The organism is Stenotrophomonas sp. 364 (assembly GCF_009832905.1).
Taxonomy (GTDB): Bacteria; Pseudomonadota; Gammaproteobacteria; order Xanthomonadales; family Xanthomonadaceae; genus Stenotrophomonas; species Stenotrophomonas maltophilia_AP.
Genome location: NZ_CP047135.1, coordinates 840,825 through 864,109 on the forward strand (window position 1 = coordinate 840,825; position 23,285 = coordinate 864,109).

Annotated in this window: 19 protein-coding genes; 9 read left to right on the forward strand and 10 right to left on the reverse strand. The window is 66.3% G+C overall.

Translation table 11 applies throughout. The features are described from left to right. Window positions 1-243: 243 nt before the first annotated feature. A complete protein-coding gene (mqo, locus tag GQ674_RS04020; protein WP_159496051.1) occupies window positions 244-1,935 on the reverse strand; it encodes a malate dehydrogenase (quinone) in 1,692 nt (563 codons plus the stop codon). Window positions 1,936-2,142: 207 nt separating this feature from the next. On the opposite strand from mqo, the gene GQ674_RS04025 reads away from it, so the two are divergent. Together GQ674_RS04025 and GQ674_RS04030 are read left to right on the forward strand one after the other, a co-directional pair. After that, window positions 2,143-3,264: a PAAR domain-containing protein gene (locus GQ674_RS04025; protein ID WP_159496052.1), complete on the forward strand. Its 1,122-nt coding sequence runs from the start codon at window positions 2,143-2,145 to the stop codon at window positions 3,262-3,264. Further along, window positions 3,249-3,752 carry a hypothetical protein gene (locus GQ674_RS04030; protein WP_159496053.1) on the forward strand — a complete coding sequence of 168 codons (504 nt, stop codon included), beginning with the start codon at window positions 3,249-3,251 and terminating at the stop codon, window positions 3,750-3,752. The genes GQ674_RS04025 and GQ674_RS04030 overlap by 16 nt, the downstream gene beginning before the upstream one ends. A gap of 293 nt (window positions 3,753-4,045) precedes the next feature. Here the strand turns inward: GQ674_RS04030 and GQ674_RS04035 are convergent, their stop codons facing one another. Continuing rightward, the gene (locus tag GQ674_RS04035) at window positions 4,046-4,630 is read right to left on the reverse strand and encodes a hypothetical protein (protein WP_159496054.1); all 585 of its coding nucleotides are present in this window, start codon (window positions 4,628-4,630) and stop codon (window positions 4,046-4,048) included. A 119-nt stretch (window positions 4,631-4,749) separates the two neighbouring features. Continuing rightward, window positions 4,750-5,655, reverse strand: a complete 906-nt coding sequence (locus GQ674_RS04040) for a LysR family transcriptional regulator ArgP (protein WP_159496055.1) — start codon at window positions 5,653-5,655, stop codon at window positions 4,750-4,752. Window positions 5,656-5,790: 135 nt separating this feature from the next. Between GQ674_RS04040 and GQ674_RS04045 the strand changes: the two genes are divergently transcribed. The 3 genes from GQ674_RS04045 to GQ674_RS04055 all read left to right on the forward strand — a co-directional run bounded on the left by GQ674_RS04045 (window position 5,791) and on the right by GQ674_RS04055 (window position 9,151). Further along, the gene (locus GQ674_RS04045; RefSeq protein WP_038689752.1) at window positions 5,791-6,426 is read left to right on the forward strand and encodes a LysE family transporter; all 636 of its coding nucleotides are present in this window, start codon (window positions 5,791-5,793) and stop codon (window positions 6,424-6,426) included. 126 nt (window positions 6,427-6,552) lie between these two features. After that, window positions 6,553-6,972, forward strand: coding sequence for a hypothetical protein (locus GQ674_RS04050; RefSeq protein WP_159496056.1), 420 nt, complete (start codon window positions 6,553-6,555; stop codon window positions 6,970-6,972). A 211-nt stretch (window positions 6,973-7,183) separates the two neighbouring features. Next, window positions 7,184-9,151 (forward strand): S9 family peptidase, encoded by a 1,968-nt coding sequence (locus tag GQ674_RS04055; RefSeq protein WP_159496057.1) that lies wholly within the window; start codon window positions 7,184-7,186, stop codon window positions 9,149-9,151. Window positions 9,152-9,224: 73 nt separating this feature from the next. Here the strand turns inward: GQ674_RS04055 and GQ674_RS04060 are convergent, their stop codons facing one another. Then, window positions 9,225-10,997, reverse strand: coding sequence for an oligopeptide:H+ symporter (locus GQ674_RS04060; protein WP_159496058.1), 1,773 nt, complete (start codon window positions 10,995-10,997; stop codon window positions 9,225-9,227). A 112-nt stretch (window positions 10,998-11,109) separates the two neighbouring features. After that, window positions 11,110-12,294, reverse strand: coding sequence for a heparan-alpha-glucosaminide N-acetyltransferase domain-containing protein (locus GQ674_RS04065; RefSeq protein ID WP_159496059.1), 1,185 nt, complete (start codon window positions 12,292-12,294; stop codon window positions 11,110-11,112). Between the two features lie 284 nt (window positions 12,295-12,578). Here GQ674_RS04065 and GQ674_RS04070 point away from each other — a divergent pair, with 284 nt between their 5' ends. The 3 genes from GQ674_RS04070 (at window position 12,579) to GQ674_RS04080 (ending at window position 18,247) form a co-directional block, all read left to right on the forward strand. Then, the gene (locus GQ674_RS04070) at window positions 12,579-14,549 is read left to right on the forward strand and encodes an oligopeptide transporter, OPT family (protein WP_128095446.1); all 1,971 of its coding nucleotides are present in this window, start codon (window positions 12,579-12,581) and stop codon (window positions 14,547-14,549) included. A gap of 136 nt (window positions 14,550-14,685) precedes the next feature. Then, entirely contained in the window at window positions 14,686-16,749 is a 2,064-nt protein-coding gene (locus GQ674_RS04075) for a S9 family peptidase (protein ID WP_159496060.1), read from the forward strand. Window positions 16,750-17,008: 259 nt separating this feature from the next. After that, window positions 17,009-18,247, forward strand: a complete 1,239-nt coding sequence (locus tag GQ674_RS04080) for a DUF819 family protein (protein ID WP_193557404.1) — start codon at window positions 17,009-17,011, stop codon at window positions 18,245-18,247. Window positions 18,248-18,923: 676 nt separating this feature from the next. On the opposite strand, the gene GQ674_RS04085 is transcribed toward GQ674_RS04080, so the two are convergent. The 5 genes from GQ674_RS04085 to GQ674_RS04105 are packed head-to-tail and all read right to left on the reverse strand — an operon-like array spanning window position 18,924 to window position 21,952. Continuing rightward, the gene (locus GQ674_RS04085) at window positions 18,924-19,409 is read right to left on the reverse strand and encodes a hypothetical protein (protein WP_159496061.1); all 486 of its coding nucleotides are present in this window, start codon (window positions 19,407-19,409) and stop codon (window positions 18,924-18,926) included. Between the two features lie 45 nt (window positions 19,410-19,454). Beyond that, entirely contained in the window at window positions 19,455-19,715 is a 261-nt protein-coding gene (minE, locus tag GQ674_RS04090; RefSeq protein ID WP_017355894.1) for a cell division topological specificity factor MinE, read from the reverse strand. Between the two features lie 2 nt (window positions 19,716-19,717). Further along, window positions 19,718-20,527, reverse strand: coding sequence for a septum site-determining protein MinD (gene minD / locus GQ674_RS04095; RefSeq protein ID WP_038689737.1), 810 nt, complete (start codon window positions 20,525-20,527; stop codon window positions 19,718-19,720). Between the two features lie 35 nt (window positions 20,528-20,562). Beyond that, window positions 20,563-21,342, reverse strand: a complete 780-nt coding sequence (gene minC / locus GQ674_RS04100) for a septum site-determining protein MinC (protein WP_159496062.1) — start codon at window positions 21,340-21,342, stop codon at window positions 20,563-20,565. A gap of 13 nt (window positions 21,343-21,355) precedes the next feature. After that, window positions 21,356-21,952 carry a GNAT family N-acetyltransferase gene (locus tag GQ674_RS04105; protein WP_159496063.1) on the reverse strand — a complete coding sequence of 199 codons (597 nt, stop codon included), beginning with the start codon at window positions 21,950-21,952 and terminating at the stop codon, window positions 21,356-21,358. Window positions 21,953-22,089: 137 nt separating this feature from the next. Between GQ674_RS04105 and GQ674_RS04110 the strand changes: the two genes are divergently transcribed. Further along, window positions 22,090-23,280 carry a histidine kinase gene (locus GQ674_RS04110; RefSeq protein ID WP_128097212.1) on the forward strand — a complete coding sequence of 397 codons (1,191 nt, stop codon included), beginning with the start codon at window positions 22,090-22,092 and terminating at the stop codon, window positions 23,278-23,280. The last annotated feature ends 5 nt before the right edge of the window (window positions 23,281-23,285 follow it).

The window sequence follows — 23,285 nt, forward strand, 5'->3', positions numbered from 1 at the left end:
GGCCTGGCGGCCGTCCGTGGGTTCCGGCCAGGCCCGCGCCGGCAGCGCAGGGGTGCGTAAATGTAAAGCGTTCTCATTCGCTTTACAATTCCTGAATGCGCCCGCGTGCGGGACGGTGAGCGCCTGGCCTGCCGATTCCGGTCCTCTCCACCGTCGCCGTGCAGGGCAACGGGCAAAAAAAATCCGGCCCACACGGGGCCGGATCAGGTGTTCACCCCGCGGCCGGGGCCGCAGGCCGCAGGCTTACAGCGCCTGCAGTTCCTCGTTGGCGTTGCGCGTCTTCTGCGCCGGCTTGGCGGCCGGCGGCGGGGTCAGCATCACTGCCGGCGAGGTTTCCACCGGCACGTCCAGGTAGGGCAGCTTCAGCGTGTCGCTGGTCTGGCGGCGGATCTCGTTGGTCAGCGCCGCACTCTCGTTGAGCTTGCGCCCATAGGACGGCACGATCTGCTGCAGGCGCGCTTCCCAGCCGGCCGCCATCTGCTGCGGGAAGGCCTTCTTCAGCAGGTCCAGCATGATCGGCGGCGAGGTCGACGCACCCGGCGAGGCACCCAGCAGCGCGGCCAGGGTGTGGTCCTTGTCGGTCACGATCTCGGTGCCGAACTGCAGCACCGGCCCCTTCTCCGGATCGCGCTTGATGATCTGCACGCGCTGGCCGGCGGTGACAAGCTTCCAGTCCTCGCGCTTGGCATTGGGGAAGTACTTCACCAGTTCGGCCTGGCGGTCGGCGTCGTTCAGGCGCGCCTGGCCCATCAGGTACTTCACCAGGTCCAGGTTTTCCGCGCCCACGTCCAGCATGCCGGCCACGTTGTTGTGGTTCACCGACGAATACAGGTCGAACCACGAACCGTGCTTGAGGAACTTGGTGCTGTACAGCGCGAACGGACCGAACAGCACCACCGGCTTGCCGTCCAGCTTGCGCGCATCCAGGTGCGGCACCGACATCGGCGGCGAGCCGGTCTCGGCCATGCCGTAGGCCTTCACCGTGTGGCGCCCGGCGATGGCCGGGTTCTGGAAGGCCAGGAACTGGCCACCCACCGGGAAGCCGGCGTAATTCTTCGCTTCGGGAATGCCCGACAGCTGCAGGAGCTTCAGCGCGGCACCGCCGGCACCGATGAACACGAAGCGCGACTTGATCGTGGACTCGGTGCCGGACGTGAGGTCCTTCACGGTCACGTTCCAGGTCTTGTCATCGTTCTGGCGCAGCGCGCCCACTTCGTGCTTCAGGTGCAGCTGGAAATTCGGGCTGCGCTGCAGGCCGGCGGTGAGCTGGCGGGTGATCACGCCGAAATTGACGTCAGTGCCCAGCGGCATCCAGGTGGCGGCCACCTTCTGCTTCGGGTCGCGGCCTTCCATCAGCAGCGGCGCCCACTGCCTGATCTGCGCGGCGTCCTCGGAGTACTGCATGCCGTAGAACAGCGGGTTCTTGACCAGCGCCTGCTGGCGCTTGTGCAGGTAGGCGATGTTGTCGTCGCCCCAGACGAAGCTCATGTGCGGGGTCGGGTTGATGAAGTCCGACGGCTGGCTGAGCCGGCCGGCCTTCACCTGGTGCGACCAGAACTGGCGCGAGATCTCGAACTGCTCGGCGATGCCCACCGCGCGCTTGGTCTCGATGCTGCCGTCGGGCAGTTCCGGGGTGTAGTTCAGCTCGGCGAAGGCCGAATGGCCGGTGCCGGCGTTGTTCCAGCCGTCCGAGCTTTCCAGCGCCACGCCGTCCAGGCGTTCATACACCTGGATGTTCCAGTCCGGCTGCAGCTCCTGCAGGAACGTGGCCAGGGTGATGCTCATGATGCCGCCACCAACCAGCACGACGTCGACCGGCTTGTCGTTGCCGGCGGCCGGAACCGAGCGCTGGTGCAGCGGCCAGTACAGGAACACGGCTGCCACCAATAGCAGCAGCACGAACAGGCCGAGGACGACCTTCGCGAGTTTTTTCATGGGAATCTCAATGGGGGGAGATATGGAAAGGATGCCGCCGATGGCGCGCAAGCCTGTGAAGACGGGCTCAAAGCGGCTTCCTGATGCGGATTTTAGCCCTTTCCGGTACGGATTTGGTGCAACGCAGCATCCGACGGGCTGCCGGTGGCAGGGAGTCTCCGGTTAAACTGACAAGGCTGAATACGTCGAAATAAAGATAGGTACGCAATGGCAAGGATGCTGGTCGTGGTCGGTGACCACCTCCATCTGGGCGGTACGGTAGTAGCCGGTTCCCCGTTCACGGATATCGACGGACGCGCCGTCGCCCGGGTCAACGACCCGGTGGTCTGCAAGGTGCATGGCCCCGGGGTGATCGCCAGCGGCGACGCCACCCTCATCATCGACGGCAACCCGGTGGCCCGCCACGGCGACAAGGCCAGCTGCGGCTGTACGCTGCTGGCCGGCCAGCAGGCGATGGTCAGCGTGGATGCCGGGGGCAGCGGGGGCAGCAAAGCCAGCGGCCTGAGCCGGGCGGCCGCCGTGCTGGGCGGCGTTGCCTCGGTGCTGGATGCGATGAAGGGCATCAAGGCCGGCCCCACGCCGTCGTATGTGCCTGACGGGGCGCCTGCGCCGCAGTGCTGGGTGCGCGACCACGAGGCGCAGATAGCGGTCAATGCCGACGGCCGCTATTACGAGACCCTCGATCCGCACGGGACCAAGTACCCATGGGAGTTCCCCGTGTCCTACCATATCGCCGTGCCCGCCAAGAGCGGCGGTGACGTGGTGGTGTCGATCAAAGCCCGCGTAACACCGCTGGCCGGCGTAACCCCGGGGGATGTGACCACCGCCAAGCTGCGCATGATGGAAGGCGTGGACGAGCACTGGAACGGCAGGTTCACCCTGACCGTGAACGACCCGTTGTGCGGCACGCGCAGCTTCCCGATCCGCTATGAGATCCAGTGGGTGGACGCCGGCCAGGACTACACACTGCTGCTGCACAAGGACTACGATCGCGAGATGGTGGATCCGCCCAACGTGTACATCTCCACCACCACCGACAAATGGACCTACGCGCACGAATTCGCGCATACCCTCGGTCTTCCCGACGAATATTCCGAGAACGAAGACGATGCATCGGACACGGTGCGCTACGCCCGCCCGGACGGCAGCTTCGACCCGGCCACGGTCGAAGCGCAGTCCTTCCGCGAAAGCACCGACCCGCTGTCCACCATCATGTCCACCTACCAGAGCACGGGCACCCACCCGCGCTTTGCCTGGAATATCGGCATGGAGGTCCAGCAATTGCTGAGCCGTGAGATCGGCCGGGAGATAACATGCACCGTTTCCTGATTCCGCTGATTGCCCTGTTTGCCGCCTCACCCACGTTTGCCCAGACCCCGGAACCCGCCGCCATGATCGAACTCCACGCCCGCTGCATCGACGATGCCCAGTGCCGTTTCCTTGGGGATGACGTGCGTGTCGAACTGGAGCTGCGCAACAGTGGCCGCAACAACGTGTCGCTGCCGGTGGCCTTCCTGCGCAAGCGCGGCCCGGCCGTGCGCCTGGTGGACCGCCATTCGGGCAAGGAAAAGCAGCTGCGGCGCAATCCTGTCGACGGCCTGATGCTCAAGGACCTGGAGACGCTGGCCCCGGGCCAGTCGGTGCGCTTCACCTGGCCGATCACCCCGAAGGAAATCACCGACTTCGCACTGCGCCCGATCGATCTGGACGCGGTGTTCGGTTTGAACATCACACCCGAGCGCAAGGGCGCAGATGCCACCATCATCCGCGCCAAACTGCACATCGTGGACGGCCGGGTGGGCGAGGGCGCGCGCTGAGGCGCGCTGTTCCCGGCGACATGACGGCGCTGCCCAATTCCCGGCTTCTTGATCACCTGCAGGTGATCGAACCTGCGCAATCCCGACGGTTGCGCTGGATATTGATGCAGCATGACATCGGCCAGCAACCCGGTCAGCCGGCCGACGTCACGGTGGAATTCGGGTATAGCGTGCAACCATGGCGAGGCGCAGAGGCTCGGATGATTCGTGCCACGCTCCGGGTCGGCGCAGACCCGGGTGCCGATTAGTCGCAGTCTGTTCCCACGCCGTATCCACGCTTCCTCCAGGTGCGCTCAATCGCTCCCCAGCGTGAAGTACTCCGCCGCGAAATACCCGCACTGGTAGCCGAGCGCCGCCAGCGCCAGCCACAGGTGGCCCCGGCGGGTTTTCATCGTGATGCCCAACGCGGCAATGGCCAGCATCAGCACGGTATGCACCCAGTACGCCTGGCCCAGCATCTGCCAGCGGCTGTGGCCTTTGATCGCGGTATCCACCAGGTCCAGCACCGTGATCAGCGCCAGCACCCCGAAGAACCCGCCACGCCGCTGCAGCAGGTAGTTTTCCAGGCTGCCGAACTCGCGCACGTCGTCCGGGAACAGCAGGGTGCACAGCATGAACCACGACGCGCAGTAGCCGATCACGAACAGGTAGGTCTCGACATTCCAGTGCCGCACTTCGCCCAGGCGGAACTCCCACCACCAGAAGGTCACCACCGACACCAGCGCCCACACCACCCAGCACAGGTGGATCCACGACCAGCCGCGTCGTTTCGGGTGCTCGATGATCGAGGCCAGCCCGCGCAGCAGGGTGGTGATGCTCAGGCCCAGGATGATGCTGAGCACCACCCGGATATGCAGGTAGACCGGATCGCTGTCCATTGAGGCCCCCGTGGCTGGATGGGGCTGATGCTGCGCTGGAGGGGGTTGTGGGGTCGTGTAGGGTTTGGGGGCGGCCTTGGTAAGGCAGCCGACCAGCGGTCGGCGTTACGGGCTGGCGGTTATCGCTTCTTTCTTACCAGCGCCCCCGAGGCGGCCAGCACCGCGCGGGTGAGCAGCGCCATCGTCTGCACATCGCCCTTCCAGTGCTGCCAGTACAGCGGCACGTCCTCCCACGCGCGTTGCTTCATGTAGACCAGGCGCCCGGCCTCCAGGTGGCGTTTGACCAGCGGCAGCGGGTTCATGGTCCAGCCCAGCCCGCCCAGGTTGGCCTGCACGAAGGCGCGGGTGGAGGGAATCCACCAGGTCGGTGCGGTCAGCGACAGGTCCTCGCCGGCCAGACGCCTGGCGAACCGCGCCTGCAGGTCGTCCTTGCGGTTGAACACCAGCACCGGGGCCTGCGCCAGCGACTGCGCGTTGACCCCCTTGGAAAAGTGCTTCTCATGGAACGCCGGGGTGCAGGTGGCGGCATAGCGGATGCTGCCCAGCGCATGGATCTGGCAGCCCTGCACGGGCTCGTCCAGCGTGGTCACCGCGCCCAGCACCGCGCCCTGGCGCAACAGCGCCACGGTGTGGTCCTGGTCTTCCAGGCGCAGGTCCAGGGTGGTCCCGGTCTGCGAGGCGAAGCTGCGGGCCGCCTCGGGGAACCAGGTTTCCAGGCTGTCGTGGTTCACCGCCACCGGGATGCTGGCGTGCGGCAGGTCTTCGTCGGCCAGGCCCATCCGGTGCAGGGCATCGTGCTCCAACAGGGCAGTCTGTTCGGCCAGCTGCACCAGCACCTGGCCCTCGGGGGTGGCCATGGCGGGGGAGGAGCGCTTGACCAGCAGCCGTCCCACCCGGTCTTCCAGCGCCTTGATCCGCTGCGACACCGCCGAGGAGGTGACATTGAGCGACTGCGCGGCGCGTTCGAAACTGCCCTCGCGGACCACGGCAGCAAGGGCGCGAAGCTGGGCATGGTCGATCCGCATGGTCTTAAGCCTGGCTAATGGTGGTTAAGCAAGTTTAGCTCTACTTTTCCATGTTGCGGCGCGACAATATGCGCCATCCGGTGCTGTACGCCTTGGCGAGGCACCGCCCCCATACGCAAGACAAGGCGGTATCCCATGTTTTCCTTCATCTCCGGCGGCCCCGGTCTGGCCGCGTGGTTCAGTGGTGCGGCAACCGGCATCGGCCTGTTCGCGGTGGTCGGTGCACAGAGCGCCTTCATCCTGCGCCAGGGCATCCTGCGCAAGCACATCGTGCCGGTCGTGGCGACCTGTGCGGCCATCGATGGCATCTTTATCTTCGCCAGCGTGGCCGGCCTGCGCACCCTCACCCAGGCGCTGCCGTGGCTGACCACCGTGGTGCTGTGGGGCGGCGTGGCCTTCCTGGCGTGGTACGCCTGGCAGTCGGCGCGGCGTGCGCTGGCCGGTGGCGGCGGCATGCACGTGGACGACGGCGACAGCACCTCGCGCCGTGCGGTACTGATGTCGGCGGTCGGCTTCTCGCTGATCAACCCGCATTTCTGGCTCGACATGATGGTCATCGGCGGCATCGCGGAGAACTTCGGCAATGCGCGCATGGCCTTCGCGGCCGGCGTGTTCACCGCCAGCTGCCTGTGGTTGACCGCCCAGGGCCTCGGCGCGCGCCTGCTGGCCCCGCTGTTCACCAAGCCGAAGACCTGGCGCATCCTCGACGGCACCATCGCAGTGATCCTGTCGATCCTCGCCTTGACCCTCGCGTTCCGCGGCATGCATTGAACTCTCTCCTCAGTGCATTCCTGGAATGGCACCGCTTGCGGTGCCATTTTTTTGGAGTTTTCTTCGAGCGGTTCTGGCTTGCTAGAATCCGCTGCCGGCGATTCCGGCCAAAACAAAGGAATGGGAATGAAGCAGAGCATCACTAAATGGATGGCAACGGCGGCGGTCTGCGGCGTGCTGATGGTCGGCAGCCTGGCTTCGGCGCATGCGGAAAGCGGGCAGGGGCTCGGGGTCTGCAAGGGAATCAATCTCAAGCTGCTGTTCCACAAGAATCGTGCGAGAACCATCAACGATTCGATGGAATCCTGGATTGGGTCGGACTTGCGGAAGATCGTCTCAAAATGGGGCGCGCCGCAGTCCACGTTCGATAATCGCGACGGTTCCCGCATTATTTCGTGGAATACCGATGGTTGCACCCAGAGTTTCCAGACGGACGAGAAGGACGTGCTCCGGCTGTGGAGCGTGAGTGGCGACTGCTCGTGCGTAAATTCCAACAACCCCATGGATATTCCCAAGGACACACCCGTTCCGCCAATGACGCTGTAGTCGCTTGCCGGCGCTGCATGGCATGTCCGAGGAGTGGCACCGCTTGCGGTGCCATTTTTTTGCTTCTTTGCCAAAGGGCAAGGTGCCGTCTTCCAAGGGCAAAACCGACACCACCTGCCGGTAATGACGCTCACTGGCCCCCATGCGCGGCTTGCGCCTAGAATCGGCCACCCGGACAAGGTGTCCGGATGTTCAGGGGATAAGGATGCGCATGACGAAGTGGGCGGCGTTGGTCGCCATGGGGATGCTGGCCGGGCAGGCCGCCGCAGTGGATCTGGAGCGCTACCTCAAGCGTGACCAGTTCACCGATATCAAGATCTCGCCCGATGGCGAGTACTACGCGGCCACGGTGCCGATGGAAGACCGGACCGCACTGGCGATCCTGCGTCGTACCGACGGCTCGATCGTCGGTTCGTTCGTGCCGCCGCCGAAGAACCATGCCACCCAGTTCGACTGGGTCAACCGCGAGCGCGTGCTGATCGGCCTGGCCGAGAAGATCGGGTCGCTGGACCAGCCGCGCCTCACCGGCGAGCTGTATGCCATGAACGCCGACGGCGGCCGCGGCGAACTGCTGGTCGGCTATCGCGTGGAAGGCAACGGCCCCGGCACGCGCATCCAGCCCAAGAAGGTCGAGACCGTAGCCGCCTTCATGTTCGATGAGCTGGCCAATGACGACCGCAACGTATTGGTCTCCATCTGGCCGTTCTCCGAGGACCCCTTCACCCGCGTTGATCGCCTCGATGTGCAGAGCGGGCGCCGCACCACCATCGCCCGCTCGCCGGTGCGCCGCGCCGACTTCACCAGCGACAACGCCGGCCAGGTCCGGTTCGCCCACGGCGCCGGGGCCGACAACGTCAACAAGCTGTACTACCGCGAAGCCAGTGGCGACACCTGGAAGCTGGTCAACGACGAGGCCGTCAACGGCCGCATCGAACAGGCGATCGGCTTCTCGGCCGACAACACCCTGGCCTACTTCACCAGCGAACAGGACAAGGGCCCGGACGTGATCGTGTCGTGGGACCCGGCCACCGGCAAGCGCACCCCGCTGCTGCGCGACCCGCAGGTGGACCCAAGCCGGATCATCCGCCGCCCCGGCACCTCCATTCCGGTGGGGGCGCTGTATCTGGGCGACAAGCCGCGGACCCGCTTCTTCGATGAAACCTCGCCCGACGCGCGCCTGTACCGGAGCCTGGAGGCGGCGTTCGGAGGCGATGCCATCTACATCACCTCCAGCACCCGCGACGGCAAGCAGCTGCTGGTCGAAGCGTGGTCGGGGCAGAACCCCGGCGACTTCTACATCTTCAACACCGAGGCCAAGAAGGCCGAGCACCTGATCAGCCGCAGCAGCTGGGTCGACGCCACAACGTCGGCCAAGGTCATGCCGGTGGCAGTGAAGGCGCGCGACGGTCTGGACATCAACGGGTTCCTCACCGTGCCCGCGGGCAAGACCGGCGCCAAGCTGCCGATGGTGGTACTGCCGCATGGCGGCCCGTTCGGCGTCTTCGATGACGGCAGCTACGACATCGAACCGCAGCTGTTGGCCGCGGCCGGTTATGCGGTGCTGCAGGTCAACTTCCGCGGCTCGGGCAACTTCGGGCGTGCCTATCGCTCGGCCGGTGCGCGCCAGTGGGGCGGGGCCATGCAGGACGACCTCACCGACGCCACCCGCTGGGCCATCGACCAGGGCCACGCCGATCCTGCACGGATCTGCATTTACGGCGCCAGTTACGGCGGTTACGCCGCGTTGATGGGGGCCGCCAAGGAGCCGTCGCTGTACAAGTGCGCGGCCGGCTATGTAGGCGTGTACGACCTGCCGCTGATGTTCACCAATGGCGACATCCAGAGCCAGGGCTCGGGCGAAACCTACCTGAAGGAATGGCTGGGCAACCCGCAGCAGCTGGGCGCGGTGTCACCGGTCAACCTGGCCGCGCAGATCAAGGTGCCGGTGTTCCTGGCCGCCGGCGGCGAAGACAAGCGCGCACCGATCCAGCACACCAAGCGCATGGAAGCGGCCTTGAAGAAGGCCGGCGTGCCGGTGGAATCGCTGTATTACTCGACCGAAGGCCACGGCTTCTACACCGATCCCCACCGTCGCGAGTACTACACCAAACTGCTGGCGTTCCTGGCCAAAAACCTGGGGGGTGAAACCGCTGCGGCCGGCAAGCCCGCGCAACCCTGATCGCATCGTTCGGCTGAAAACAACAACGGCACCGTGAGGTGCCGTTGTTGTGTGCGGGCCCGGTGTACGCGGCTTACTTCACCCCGTGCATCATCTTCTTCAGCAGCGGCGAACAGGCCAGGGCCACCGCCGCGCAGCCCAGGCCGATCCACATCAGCAGCCAGAACAGGTGCTCGTAGCTCGCGGCGGCGCTGGCGATGTTCATGGTTTCGCCTTCGGGCACCTCGATCGCGGCGAGCTTGCCGAACAGCGCGGCCAGCGTCTCGGAGAACGCGGTGGCCAGGAACCAGGTGCCCATCATCAGGCTGACCACGCGCGGCGCGGCCAGCTGGGTCACCGCCGACAGGCCCACCGGCGACAGGCACATCTCGCCGATCTCCAGGATCAGGTAGGCCAGCACCAGCCACCACACGCTGGCCATCTGCCCGGTCGCGCCCACCTGCTGCGCCGCCAGGGCCAGCGGCACGAACGACAGCGCGGCGAAGATCAACCCGAACGAGGACTTCACCGGCTTGGACGGGTCAAGCCGACGCCGGTCCAGCCAGGCCCACAACGTGGCGAACAAAGGCGCCAGCACCACCAGGAACAACCCGCCCAGGTAGGTCAGCGAGCCGGCGGTCTGCGGAATCACCAGGCAGTCGCGGACCAGCATCACCAGCATCAACACGACGATGCCGACGAACAGATTGCGCGGTGCGGTCGAGCCGGGAGTGCGCTCGGACAGCCGCGCCGCCACCACGAAGCCCAGCGGCGCCAGCAGCAGCGAGGCGATCGACCACGGCAGCGGCATGCCGCCCTGGATCACCAGGGAGGGCACCAGGTCCTTGGTCAGCAGGCGGTCGGTGAAGGTCACCCACGACCCGTAGGTCTGCTCGTACAGGGTGAAGAACACCAGCGCCATGAAGATCAGCGCCATCAGCGCGATCATCTGCTGGCGCTGCACCGGCGTGCAGCGGGTACCGGTGAACCAGGCGAACCACACCAGCACGCCCCCCAGCACCACGATCATCAACATCAGCGCCAGGCTGATTTCACCGCCCAGCGCGAACGCGCCATTGGCCGCGGCCCACATCAGCGCCGCCACCGGCACCACGCCAAGCACGGCCACCGCATAGATCAGCCACTCGCGGCGGATGCCCAGCACGCGCTGGCGCAGCGCGGGTACATCGGTCGGTTCGGCGTGGCCCTGCAGGTACTTCTGGCCCCACAGGAACATGCCCAGGCCGATCACCATGCCGATACCGGCGGCGCCGAAGCCGTACTTCCAGCCGTAGGCCTCGCCGAGGAAGCCGCACACCAGCGAGGCGAACAGCGCGCCCAGGTTGATGCCGGCGTAGAACAGCGAGAAGCCCGAATCGCGGCGCGGATCGTTTTCCGGGTACAGCTTGCCGACGATGGTGGAGATGTTGGGCTTGAGGAAGCCCACACCCATGATGATCAGCGCCAGCGACAGGTAGGTAATGCCCAGCGCGGCGTCGTCGCGCACGATCTGGCCGTCGATGCGGGTGGCCGCGTGGCCTTCGAAGGCCATGCCCAGGTGCCCCAGCACCAGCAGCACGCCACCGAACACCACCGCCTTGCGCATGCCCAGCCAGCGGTCGGCCAGCAGGCCACCGAACACCGGAATGCAGTACACCAGCCCGCCATACGCCCCCAGCAGGTCCAGCCCGGCCTTGTCGCCGAACAGGTGGTACTTGGTGAGGTACAGCAGCAGCAGCGCCTTCATGCCGTAGAACGAAAACCGCTCCCACATCTCGGTAAAGAAGCAGACGTAGACGCCCTTGGGGTGGCCAAGGAAATCGTCGGTGGCGGTCGAAGCGGAAGCGGGCAGGGCGGCTGCGGTCATCGAAGTAGCAACGGCAAAGAGGCGGCAATTATAGGAGCCACGCGCCACCAATGCCGGCCACCGGTAGTGCCGGCGGCTGGCCGGCGAGCTCACTCACCCGGCAACGCCCGCCTCACAGATACCGCAACCATGCGATATCCCGTCGCCGTGCCTTCAACCGCGCAAAGGCCCGGGTGGGCCAGTACAGCGCCAGTGCCAGCACCGCGGTGATCGCCCACAGCGTGGCCACGTGGTCCACCCCGAAGTACCCGCCGTGGGTGTGTCCCCAGCGGGCTTCGGCCAGCACATACAGCAGTTTCAGCACGTACAGGTGCAGCAGGTAGAAGAACATCGGGGCCGCACCGATGCTGGCCAGCGGCGCCAATGCCCGCGACAGCGCGGGCCGCTCGTACAGCCGCAGCACCAGCAGGCCGATGCCCAGGGTGAGCAGCAGGAACAGCAGCGACGGCGGGTACTTGGTGACATTGAGGACGCTCATCAGGGTCTGCCCGGCCGTGCCCAGCGCCTGCCACGGCGCATCGCCATAGACATTGAGCGCGCGCAGCACGACGAACCCCAGCAGCGCGCCACCACCGGCCCACAACAGCCGTTTCTGGCGCAGCACCGCATCACCGCCACGCGCGAACCACGGCCCCAGCACATACCCCAGCGCGATCACCCCGATCCACGGCAACACCGGGTACGAGGTGCGCAGGCGCAGGTGCTGACCCAGCTCGATCCAGTCGCGCTGGTGCAGAACCTTCCACAGCACGGCCCACGCGCCATTACCCTGCACCTGCACGTCGTCCAGCAGGTTGTGTCCGGCGATCAACCCCAGCGCGACAACCGCCAACACCCCGCGCGGCAACCACAGCAGGCCGGCCAGCGCGATCATGCTCAGCCCGATCGCCCAGATCACCTGCAGGTAGACCACGCTCGGCGGGAACTGCAGCGTCCAGGCAAGATTCACCACCAGCACTTCCAGCGCCACCAGGAACAGCCCGCGCTTGAGCAGGAAGGCCGCCGCCGCGCGCTTGCCCTGGGCCTGGCCGCTGCCATACAGCCACGCCGAGAGCCCGGTGAGCAGCACGAATACCGGGGCGCACAGATGCGCCAGCAGGCGGCTGACGAACAGCGCCGGCTCGACCTGGTCCACCGCCATCGGGTCGGCCACCTGCGCGTGCAGGTAAAAGGTCTCGCGCACGTGGTCGAGCAGCATCAGCACGATCACCGTGCCGCGCAGCTGGTCGATCGAGGTCAGGCGGGGAGAGGCGGGCGCCACGGGCGCTCCGGTCGGCGGCGTGACAGGATATAACATAACAATTCAACCGTCGCCCATTGTGGGCCTGGCCGGGCGCCGCGCTCCCCCCAGGTGGGCGTCGACGCGGATCTGGATCACCGGCAGTGTCTCGTCATGGCCAGGCCTTCCGTTGGACCGCCGCGACGGTGTGCCAACTGTGGCCGGATGCGGCCAACGGCGACGGCTGAAGCCCGTATCGTCGGCGTCCACCGCCTGCCATCGGCTGGCCGGGACCAACCGCACTGGACTTGACGCCCCCTGAACGCTAGCGTGAAAGGGATTTTTTGCCATCAGGGGCATCCATGAACAACGACGCTGCGCCCAAGCAGCTCACCCTCCGCGCGGTGGTGCTTGCCATCGTGCTGGCGGTGGTGCTGTCGGCCGCCAACGCCTACCTCGGTCTGTTCGCAGGCCTGACCATCGCCACCGCGATTCCCGCGGCCGTCATCTCCATGGGCGTGCTGCGCCTGCTCGGCGGTGGCACCATCCTTGAAAACAACATCGTGCAGACCGGCGCCTCGGCCGGTTCGTCGATCGCCGCCGGTGTCATCTTCACCATCCCCGCGCTGGTGATCATGGGCTACTGGCCGGACTTCAAGTACTGGTGGGTGCTGGGCATCGCCGGCCTTGGTGGCCTGCTGGGCGTGCTGTTCTCGGTGCCGCTGCGGCGTTCGATGATCGTCGAAGACCCGCTGCCGTTCCCGGAAGGCAAGGCCGCCGCCGAAGTGCTCAAGGCCGGTGAAAACCCCGGCCCGGGCCTGAAGATCCTGGCCGTGTCGGCCGTGATCGGTGCGTTCGTCAAGGTCGCTGCCGCCAGCGGCATGCGCCTGATTCCCGATGCCTGGGCGCAGTCGGCCTACATCGGCAGTTCCAAGATCACCGCCTTCATCGGCACCAACCTGTCGCCGGCGCTGCTGGGCGTGGGCTACATCGTCGGCCTCAATGTCGGCATCGTGGTGGTGTCCGGCTCGATCCTCTCCTGGCACATCGCCATCCCGCTGTACCAGGCGTTCTTCGTCAACAGCGACCCGGCCCTGGCCGCCTCCATCGCCACTGCGTCGTCCACCGACGCGGCGTTTGCGATCTGGAGCGCCAAGATCCGCTACCTCGGTGTGGGCGCCATGCTGATCGGCGGCGTGTGGACCCTGATCTCGCTGCGCAAGTCGCTGTTCAACGGGGTCAAGAGCGGCTTTGCCGCTGCGCGCAAGAGTGGCGGTCCGGCCCTGGCCGAGACCGAGCGCGACCTGCCCATGAAGTGGATGCTGGTGGCGCTGGTGGTGTTCACCCTGCCGCTGCTGGCGCTGTACCAGGCCATCGTGGGCCAGTGGCACGTGTCGATCCCGATGACCATCATCATGATCGTCGCCGGCTTCCTGTTCGTTTCGGTGTCGGCCTACCTGGCTGGCCTGATCGGCTCGTCCAACAACCCGGTCTCGGGCATCACCATCTCCACCATCCTGTTCGCCTCGGCCGTGCTGGTGCTGCTGCTGGGCAAGAGCGGCCTGACCCCGGTCGGCGTGGGCGGTGCCCCGCTGGGTGCGGTGGCGGCCATCATGATCGGCGCGGTGGTGTGCTGCGCCGCCGCGGTCGGGGGTGACAACCTGCAGGACCTCAAGGCCGGCTATATCGTTGGCGCAACCCCGTGGAAGCAGCAGTTGATGCTGGGCATCGGCGCGTTCTCCTGCGCGCTGATCATGGCCCCGGTGCTGAACCTGCTGGCCACCGCGTACGGCATCGGTGCGCCCACCGCCGCCCATCCCAACGCCCTGGCGGCGCCGCAGGCCAACCTGATGGCCTCGGTGGCCAAGGGTCTGTTCGGTGGCCAGCTGCCGTGGACCTTCATCGCCATCGGTGCGGGCATCGGTGCGGTCATCATCGCCTTCGATGGCTGGCTGAAGTCGCGCGGGTCCCGTTTCCGCGTGCCGGTGCTGGCCGCGGCAATCGGCATCTACCTGCCGCTGGAGCTGATGGTGCCGATCTTCCTGGGCGGCCTGATCTCCTACCTGGTCGAGCGCTTCCACAAGGTGCGTGCCGAGGACGAAGAGGGCCGCGACCGCGTGCACAAGCCGGGCGTGCTGTTCGCTGCCGGCCTGATCACCGGTGAAGCGCTGATGGGTATCGCCATTGCGATCCCGATCGTGCTCAGCGGCCGCGCCGATGTGCTGGCCCTGCCGTTCGCCCTGCCGGGTGCCGACTGGATCGGTCTGGCCGTGCTGTTCCTGGTGGGCTGGCTGATCTACCGCACCGGCAAGCGGTCCGGCGGCAAGGTCTGACCGACCCGGTGTGACACCCGACAAACCCCGCCCCGGCGGGGTTTGTCGTTTCCGGGCAACGCCATGACCGATGGCCTTTGCCACGGCCACCCCCGCGGCCCTACCATCGGCGTTTTGCCGTTCCGCGGAGAACCCGATGAAACTTCGTTACGCCCTGCTGCCGTTGTGCCTGCTGACCGCGCTGCCGTCGCTGGCCGCCACGCGTGGCCTGGATGTGCGCGACATGATCGCGCTGGATCGGGTTTCGGCCCCGCTGCTCACCGCCGACGGTGGCAACGTGGTGTTCGCCAAGCGCGTGGTCGGCGCCGACAGCAAGGCCAGCACCGGCCTGTTCATCCGCAACCTGCGCACCCGCGACGCCGCCCCGCCCAAGCCGCTCACCCCGGCCGGCTGGAACGTCAACTCGGCCGCGCTGTCGGCCGACGGTCAGAGCGTGTACTTCCTGAGCGCCAAGGGCGGCAGCCAGCAGCTGTATGTGCAGCCGGTCAGCGGCGGCACCCCGCGCCAGCTGACCGACTTCCCGGTCGACGTGGACGGCTTCCACATCTCCCCGCAGGGCGACCGCGTAGTGTTCAGCAGCGGCGTGTTCCAGGCCTGTGGTTCGGACCTGGCCTGCACCAGCAAGAAGCTGGACGCGCACAAGGCGCGCAAGAACACCGGCGAAGTGTTCGATACCCTGTTCGTGCGCCATTGGGACACCTGGAACGATGGCCGCCGCAACACCCTGTTCGTGGCCCCGCTGCCGGCCGCCAAGGGCGCGGCGGTGAAGGGCGCCTCGGCGATCAGCGCCACCCTGGATGGCGATGCGCCGTCCAAGCCGTTCGGCGGCAATGACGACTTCGCCTGGGCACCGGACGGCAAGACCGTGGTGGCGTCCATCCGCGTCGCCGGCAAGCAGGAACCGTGGTCGACCAACTTCGACCTGTACCAGCTGGACGTGGAGGGCAAGCAGGCGCCGGTCAACCTGACCGCCGCCAACCCGGCCTGGGATGCCGGCCCGGTGTTCAGCGCCGACGGCAAGACCCTGTACTACCGCGCCATGAAGCGCCCGGGCTTCGAAGCGGACCGCTTCGGCGTGATGGCGCTGGACCTGGCCACCGGCAAGGCCCGCGAAATCGCGCCGACGTGGGACCGCTCCGCCGGCGAGATCGTGCTGAGCGCCGACGGCCGCAGCTTCTACACCGCCGCCGATGACCTGGGCGAGCACCGCCTGTTCAACATCGACATCGCCAGTGGCAAGGCCACCGTCGTTGCCGAGGGCGGCAGCATCGGCTCGCCGGTCATTGCCGGCACCACCCTGGCGTACACGAAGAACAGCCTCAAGAGCGGTGACCAGATCGTGGTGGCCAGCGCCGACGGTAGCAGCCCGCGCGAGATCACCCCGAGCGCGTCGCAGATGCTGCCGGACGTGGCGTTCGGCGACTACGAGCAGTTCCAGTTCAAGGGCTGGAACAACGAGACCGTACACGGGTACGTGGTCAAGCCGTACAACTACCAGGAAGGCAAGACTTACCCGGTGGCCTTCCTGATCCACGGCGGCCCGCAGGGCAGCTTCGGCAACGGCTGGAGCTACCGCTGGAACCCGCAGACCTATGCGGGCCAGGGCTACGCGGTGGTGATGATCGACTTCCACGGGTCCACCGGCTACGGCCAGGCGTTCACCGACGCGATCAGCCAGCACTGGGGCGACCGCCCGCTGGAAGACCTGCAGAAGGGCTGGGCCGCGGCGCAGAAGCAGTACGCCTTCCTCAACGGCGACAAGGCCTGTGCGCTCGGCGCCAGCTACGGCGGCTTCATGGTCAACTGGATCGCCGGCAACTGGAACGCGCCGTGGAAGTGCCTGGTCAACCATGACGGTGTGTTCGACCAGCGCATGATGGGCTACGCCACCGAAGAGCTGTGGTTCACCGAGTGGGAGCAGGGCGGCACGCCGTACCAGAAGGCGGCCAACTACGAGAAGTTCAACCCGGTCAACCACGTGTCCGACTGGAAGAAGCCGATCCTGATCATCCACGGCCAGCTCGATTACCGCATTCCGGTCGAACAGGGCCTGGCCGCGTTCACCGCAGCGCAGCGCCAGGGCATCGAGTCCAAGTTCCTGTACTTCCCGGATGAGAACCACTGGGTGCTCAAGCCGCAGAACAGCGTGCAGTGGCACGACACCGTCAACGGCTGGTTGAAGCAGCACATCGGCGAATAAGCCGGATGGACGCGCCGCCCCTTGGGGCGGCGCTTCTCCATGGCACCGGGTCTCGTTGGCCGTGGTATCACCGGTGATCGGCTGCGGTGTAACCGGTGATCGTCGGCGGTGTAACCGGTGATCGTCGGCGGTATAACCGGTAGAGCCGACCGTTGGTCGGCTGCCGTAAAAATGCAGCCGACCAACGGTCGGCTCTACCGGTGATTGTTTTACCGAAACGTGTGGAATCGCACGCCCCTCCTCCAGGTACTCCACACCCGTGAAAGCTCCCGCCCTGATCCAGAACGACATCGTCGTCTTCGGCCTGATCGCCGCCACCCTCGGGGCCGTGTTCTGGACCGCCTCGCGCGAGCAGGGGCTGTGGAAGCGCTTCTACACGGTCGTGCCGGCGCTGCTGCTGTGTTACCTGATCCCGGGCATCTACAACACGTTCGGGCTGATCGACGGCCAGAACACGCACCTGTACAACCCCATCGCCCGCGACATCCTGTTGCCCGCCGCGCTGGTGCTGCTCACCCTGGCGGTGGACATCAAGGGCATCCTGCGGCTCGGTCCGAAGCTGATCGTGATGTACCTGGGCGCGTCCTTCAGCATCATGCTGGGCGCGGTGGTGGCGTTCCAGCTGATGAAGTGGCTGCACCCGGACACGGTGGCCGGCGACACATGGGCTGGCATGGCGGCGCTGGCCGGCAGCTGGATCGGGGGCGGCGCAAACATGCTGGCGATGCGCGAGGTGTTCGACGTCAACGCCACCACGTTCGGCCAGTTCGCGGTGGTGGACGTGGGCGTGGGCTATGTGTGGATGGCGGCGCTGATCTTCCTGGCCGGGCGGTCGGCGAAAATCGATGCGCGTAGCGGGGCCGATACGTCGGGCATCGACGAACTCAAGCTGCGTATCGAGAAATTCCGCAGCGAGCATGAGCGGGTGGCGAGCCTGACCGACCTGATGCTGATCGTGGCGGTGGCGTTCGGGACGGTAGGGCTGTCGCACGCGATCGCCGGGCCGCTGTCGGCGTGGTTCAAGGGCCACGTGTCCTGGGCGTCGCAGTTCAGCCTGGACGCGCCGTTCGTATGGGTGGTGGTGATTTCCACAACCTGCGGGTTGGCGTTGAGTTTCACGCGCGCGCGGAATCTCGAAGGCGCGGGTGCTTCCAAGCTTGGCTCGCTGCTGCTGTACTTCCTGATCGCCTGCATCGGGATGCAGATGGATCTGCTGGCGCTGCTGGACCGGCCGTGGCTGTTCCTGCTGGGCATCATCTGGATCGCGGTGCACATCGTGCTGCTGTGGGCATTGGCGCGGGTGCTGAAGGTGCCGTTCTTCTACTTCGCCATTGGTTCGCAATCCAACATCGGCGGGCCGGCGTCTGCGCCCGTGGTGGCGGCGGCGTTCCACCCCTCACTGGCGCCCGTCGGCGTGCTGCTCGGCACGATGGGCTACGCGACGGGCACGTATCTGGCCTACATCGTGGGTATCACCCTGCGCGCGATGGCCGGGTAGAGCCGACCGTTGGTCGGCTGCCGTGCGCTGTGACGCCACGTCAAGAGCAGCCGACCAACGGTCGGCTCTACGGCAGAAGCAACCCGTCTTCGATCAACCAGGCAAGTGCATCTTCACCGTCCTGCTCGAACCGCGCCGAGTGAAAAGAAGGCCGCCGCGAGGGACGATGGGGTATGCCACTGGGACGTATCTGGCGTACATCGTGGGAATTACGTTGCGGGCCATGGCCGGGTAGAGCCGACCGTTGGTCGGCTGTCGTGCGCTGTGACGCCACGTCAAGAGCAGCCGACCAACGGTCGGCTCTACGGTAGAAGCAACCCGTCTTCGATCAACCAGGCAAGTGGATCTTCACCGTCCTGCTCGAACCGCGCCGAGTGAAAAGAAGGCCGTCGCGAGGGACGATGGGCTACGCGACGGGCACGTATCTGGCCTAAATCGTGGGCATCACCCTGCGCGCGATGGCCGGGTAGAGCCGACCGTTGGTCGGCTGCCGTGCGCTGTGACGCCACGTCAAGAGCAGCCGACCAACGGTCGGCTCTACGGCAGAAGCAACCCGTCTTCGATCAACCAGGCAAGTGCATCTTCACCGTCCTGCTCGAACAGCGCCGGGTGAACACTCTGGTGCCCACACGGTTGGCGCGTCGCCACGCGCCCGGGACTAACCGCACATGCGGATTTACGCAGGAAGAAGGCCGCGTTCGATCAACCACGCTCTGGCATCTTCCGCATCCTGCTCGAACCACGCCCGGGTAGAACCGAGGCGATACGTATACCCCCACGCATCCATGTCCAGCATCAGGCGGTCGCTGCCCACGCCTGGCAGTTGCCCGGCCAGCACGATCTGCAGGTAGCAGGTGGCGTCTTCTTCGGGAACCGAATCGGTGGCGTCGGTGTGCACCAGCGCGCGTCGCTCCGGTGGCAGCACGATCAGGTGGCAGGCCTCGTGCAGCATCGAATGCACCGGCGTGTCGTCGCGCACATACACATCGCTGCCGATGATCCCCGCCTCCGGCTCGCCCCAGTAACTGCCTGGAATCGGCGCGGCCGCTGCTACCCGGTGCAGCCGCAGGTCGTGCGCGGCCAGCAGGGCAACGGCATCATCAAAGTGGATATCGCCGACGCAGGTAACCTGCACATCGGCGGTGGCAACGTCGGTGGTCATGGCATGCATTCAACCGCCCCTCCCAACCGGAAGGGGCGACAAGGCTCAGGGCTGCTGCGGGCCTTCCGGCAAGGCGACGGAAATATCGAGCACATCGTGCTCCCCGTCCTTCACCAGATCGACCTTCACCGCATCCGCGTCGATGTTCACGTACTTCTTGATCACTTCCAGCAGCTCACGCTGCAGAAGCGGCAGGTAATCTGGGCCACCGCGATGGCTGCGCTCCTGCGCAATGATGATCTGCAGGCGGTTCTTCGCCGTTTCGGCCGTCGTCTTCTTCCGGTTCAGGAAATCGAACAGTCCCATGCTTACCCTCCGAACAGCTTGCTGAAGAAGCCTTTCTTCTCCACGGTGGTGAAGCGCATCGGACGCTCTTCGCCAAGAATGCGGCCAACCGCATCTTCATAGGCCTGGCCCGCCGCCGATTCGGGGTCCAGGATCACCGGCTCGCCCTTGTTGGACGCATTGAGCACGTCGCCCGACTCGGGCACCACGCCAATGGCCTTCAGGCCCAGCACTTCCTCAACGTCGGTAATGCTCAGCATCTCGCCACTTTCCACCCGGGCAGGGCTGTAGCGCGTGAGCAACAGGAACGCCGGCACGTTCTGGCCCGATTCGGCCTTGTGCGTCTTGGAATCCAGCAGCCCGATGATCCGGTCCGAGTCGCGTACCGAGGACACTTCCGGGTTCACCACCACCACCGCACGGTCGGCGTAGTACATCGCCAGGAACGCACCCTTCTCGATACCGGCCGGCGAGTCGCAGATGATGTACTCGAACCCGTCCGCAGCCAGGTCCTTCAGCACCTTGCCCACGCCTTCCTGGGTCAGCGCATCCTTGTCGCGCGTCTGCGAGGCCGCCAGCACGTACAGGTTGTCGAAGCGCTTGTCCTTGATCAGCGACTGCTTGAGCGTTGCTTCGCCGTGGACCACGTTCACGAAGTCGTACACCACCCGGCGTTCGCACCCCATGATCAGATCCAGGTTGCGCAGGCCGACGTCGAAGTCGATCACCGCCACCTTCTTGCCGCGCCGCGCCAGGCCGCATGCCAGGCTGGCGCTGCTGGTGGTCTTGCCCACGCCGCCCTTGCCGGAAGTGACTACGATGATTTCAGCCAAAGGACTTCTCCTGATTCATATGGTTGGGCGCCGGATCAGTCCAGCGCCGCGATCTTGATCTGGTCCTGCTCCAGCCACACCTGCACGGCCTTGCCGCGCAGGGTGTCCGGAACATCGTCCAGTACCTTGTAATGGCCGGCAATGGCGACCAGTTCAGCATGGAATTCACGGCAGAAGATACGTGCCGTGGTGTTGCCTTGGGCACCCGCCAGGGCACGGCCCCGCAGCGTACCGTAGATATGGATGCTGCCATCGGCGATCACCTCGGCACCGGCGCCCACCGTGGCCATCACCGTCAGGTCGCAGTTCTCTGCGTACAGCTGCTGGCCCGAGCGCACGTTGCTGGTCTGCATGCGGCCTGGCTGCGGTGCCTTGGCCGGGGTGGCAGGCACGGCGGCCGGCGTGGCCGCGCGGGCTCGCCGTGCCGGTTCCGGCGCAGGCGCGGGCGGCGGTGGCGGGGCGGCCGGGACCGCGTCCAGCTCGGCGCGTTCGTACTGCGCACGGAACTTGGCCAGCAGCGGCAGCCCCAGCTGCTGCGACAGCAGCTCGGTTTCGGTGGTGCCGTAGGCCAGCGCCACCGGCAGCACGCCGGCACTGCGCAGCCCATCCAGCAGGGCCTTGGCCGTGGCCACGTCGGGGATCTGGCTGAGCCCGCCGAAATCCAGGATCACCGCCGCGCGCCCGAACAGCTTCGGCGCACGCGCCACGCGGTCGTGCATCTCGCGGGTGAGGCGGTCCACATCCAGGGTGCGGATGCGCAGGTTGGCGATTCCCACCTGGCCGATCTTCAGTTCACCGGCCTGTTCAAAATCCATGTTTGCCGCCACCTCAGGTCCCCGTCGGTCGATGCGCGCGCAGCGGCTCGCGACGATGGCCCACCCAGGGCACGTCCGGCAGCTGGTCGCCGTAGGTGTCGTGCACCCATTGGTAACTGCACAGGTCCTTGAGCAGCATGCTGGCGCGCACGTCCACGTGGGCCATGGTGTTCTGCCCGACCTCGCGGAAGCCGAAGCTGCCATGGAACAGCAGCGCCGCGTCGGCGCCGTGGTCCAAGAACACCTCGCAGGTCATCTGCGGGTAGCGCAGCTCGGCATAGCTCTGAGCATCGGCATAGAACGCACGGCCGACGCCACCGCCGCGACGGCGGCTGGCGACCACGATGCGGTCGATATAGAAGAATTTGCTGTCCAGCTGCTGCTGGAACCAGGCGAAGTTGCTGCTGTCGTGCTGGCTGTCGCTGCCGAAGCCGATCAAAAAGCCGGCCAGGTTGCCGTCGCGCTCGGCGACGCGGAAATACTCAGCGGTTTCATAGAACAGGCGCAGGCGGGCGGCATCCAGCGGCAGGATGGCCAGGCCGGCATTGTTGTTCAGGGCCAGGACGGAATCGAGCTCGTGCTCGCGCACGTCGCGGATGACAATCGACATTGTGACTCCGTGGGGTAACGCGGTTGGTCCATCAAGGGACCCTCATCGGATTATTGCACGGGTGGCGGGCCCGGGCGAATCGCCGCCCATGACTTATGTGGGAGTGCAGGGGCGCAGGTTCAGCCTAAGATGCGTCCATGCTGGGATACCTGAGCCAAACCCGAGTACTGCGACTGGCCGGCCTGTTCACCTGGGTCATGGTCGGCCTGCCCGTGGTGTATTCCCAGTACGAATCGCTGCTGCGCCACCGCGGCGACGGCCTGGACAGCTGGGCGGTCTGGCTGTTCACCGCCTACCTCACCTTCGGTGCCTGCTACTTCTGGCTCACCCGCGGCCTGCGTGACGGCGGCGGCCACTCGGCCTGGTACGACCGGGTGGTGCTGCTGCTGCTCACCACCTCGGCGCTGGGCGTGAGCTACCTGAGCGGATCAGGCCTGGGCAGCATCCTGATGATGGTGGCCGCGGGGGTCATCCCATGGATGCTGCAGGTGCGCGGCGGGGTCCTGTGGCTGCTGCTCAGCCAGCTGGCAGTGCTGCCGGTGTACTACCTGATCCTGCGCATGCCGCTGTTCGAGGCGCTGATGCAGTCGCTGCTGTACGGCGGGTTCTCCATGTTCATCTTCGTGACCAGCCTGGTCGCGCGGCAGCAGACCGACGCCCGTGAAGAACAGCGCCGGCTCAACACCGAACTGCGCGCCACCCGCGTGCTGCTGGCCGAGAGCGCCCGGGTCAACGAGCGCACCCGGATCTCGAGGGAACTGCACGACCTGCTGGGGCACCACCTCACCGCGCTGAGCCTGAACCTGGAAGTGGCCGGGCACCTCACCGACGGCCAGGCCCAGGAGCATGTGCACCAGGCCCATACCCTGGCCAAGCTGCTGCTCACCGACGTGCGCGAGGCGGTCAGCCAGATCCGCGACAGCGGCGCCATCGACCTGGCCGCCGCGCTGCGCCCGCTCACCGAACAGGTGCCGTCGCTGGACATCCACCTGGACATCGCCGAACCGCTGAACGTCGAAGACCCCGAGCGCGCCCATGTGCTGCTGCGCTGCACCCAGGAGATCATCACCAACGCGGTGCGCCACGCCAACGCACGCAACCTGTGGATCCAGGTAAGGCGTGAAAGTGAAGGCGAGGTGGTCATCCAGGCGCATGATGACGGGGTGGGCGCGGACGGCATCGTGGTCGGCAATGGCCTGCGCGGCATGCGTGAACGCCTGTATCAATGTGGCGGTGAGCTGCAGATTGAAACCCGCCGGGGTCAGGGCTTCCGCCTGCGCGCCTCGGTTCCCGGCGCGCCAGTGTTGATGCTGGCCCCTGTTACATGAGGAGT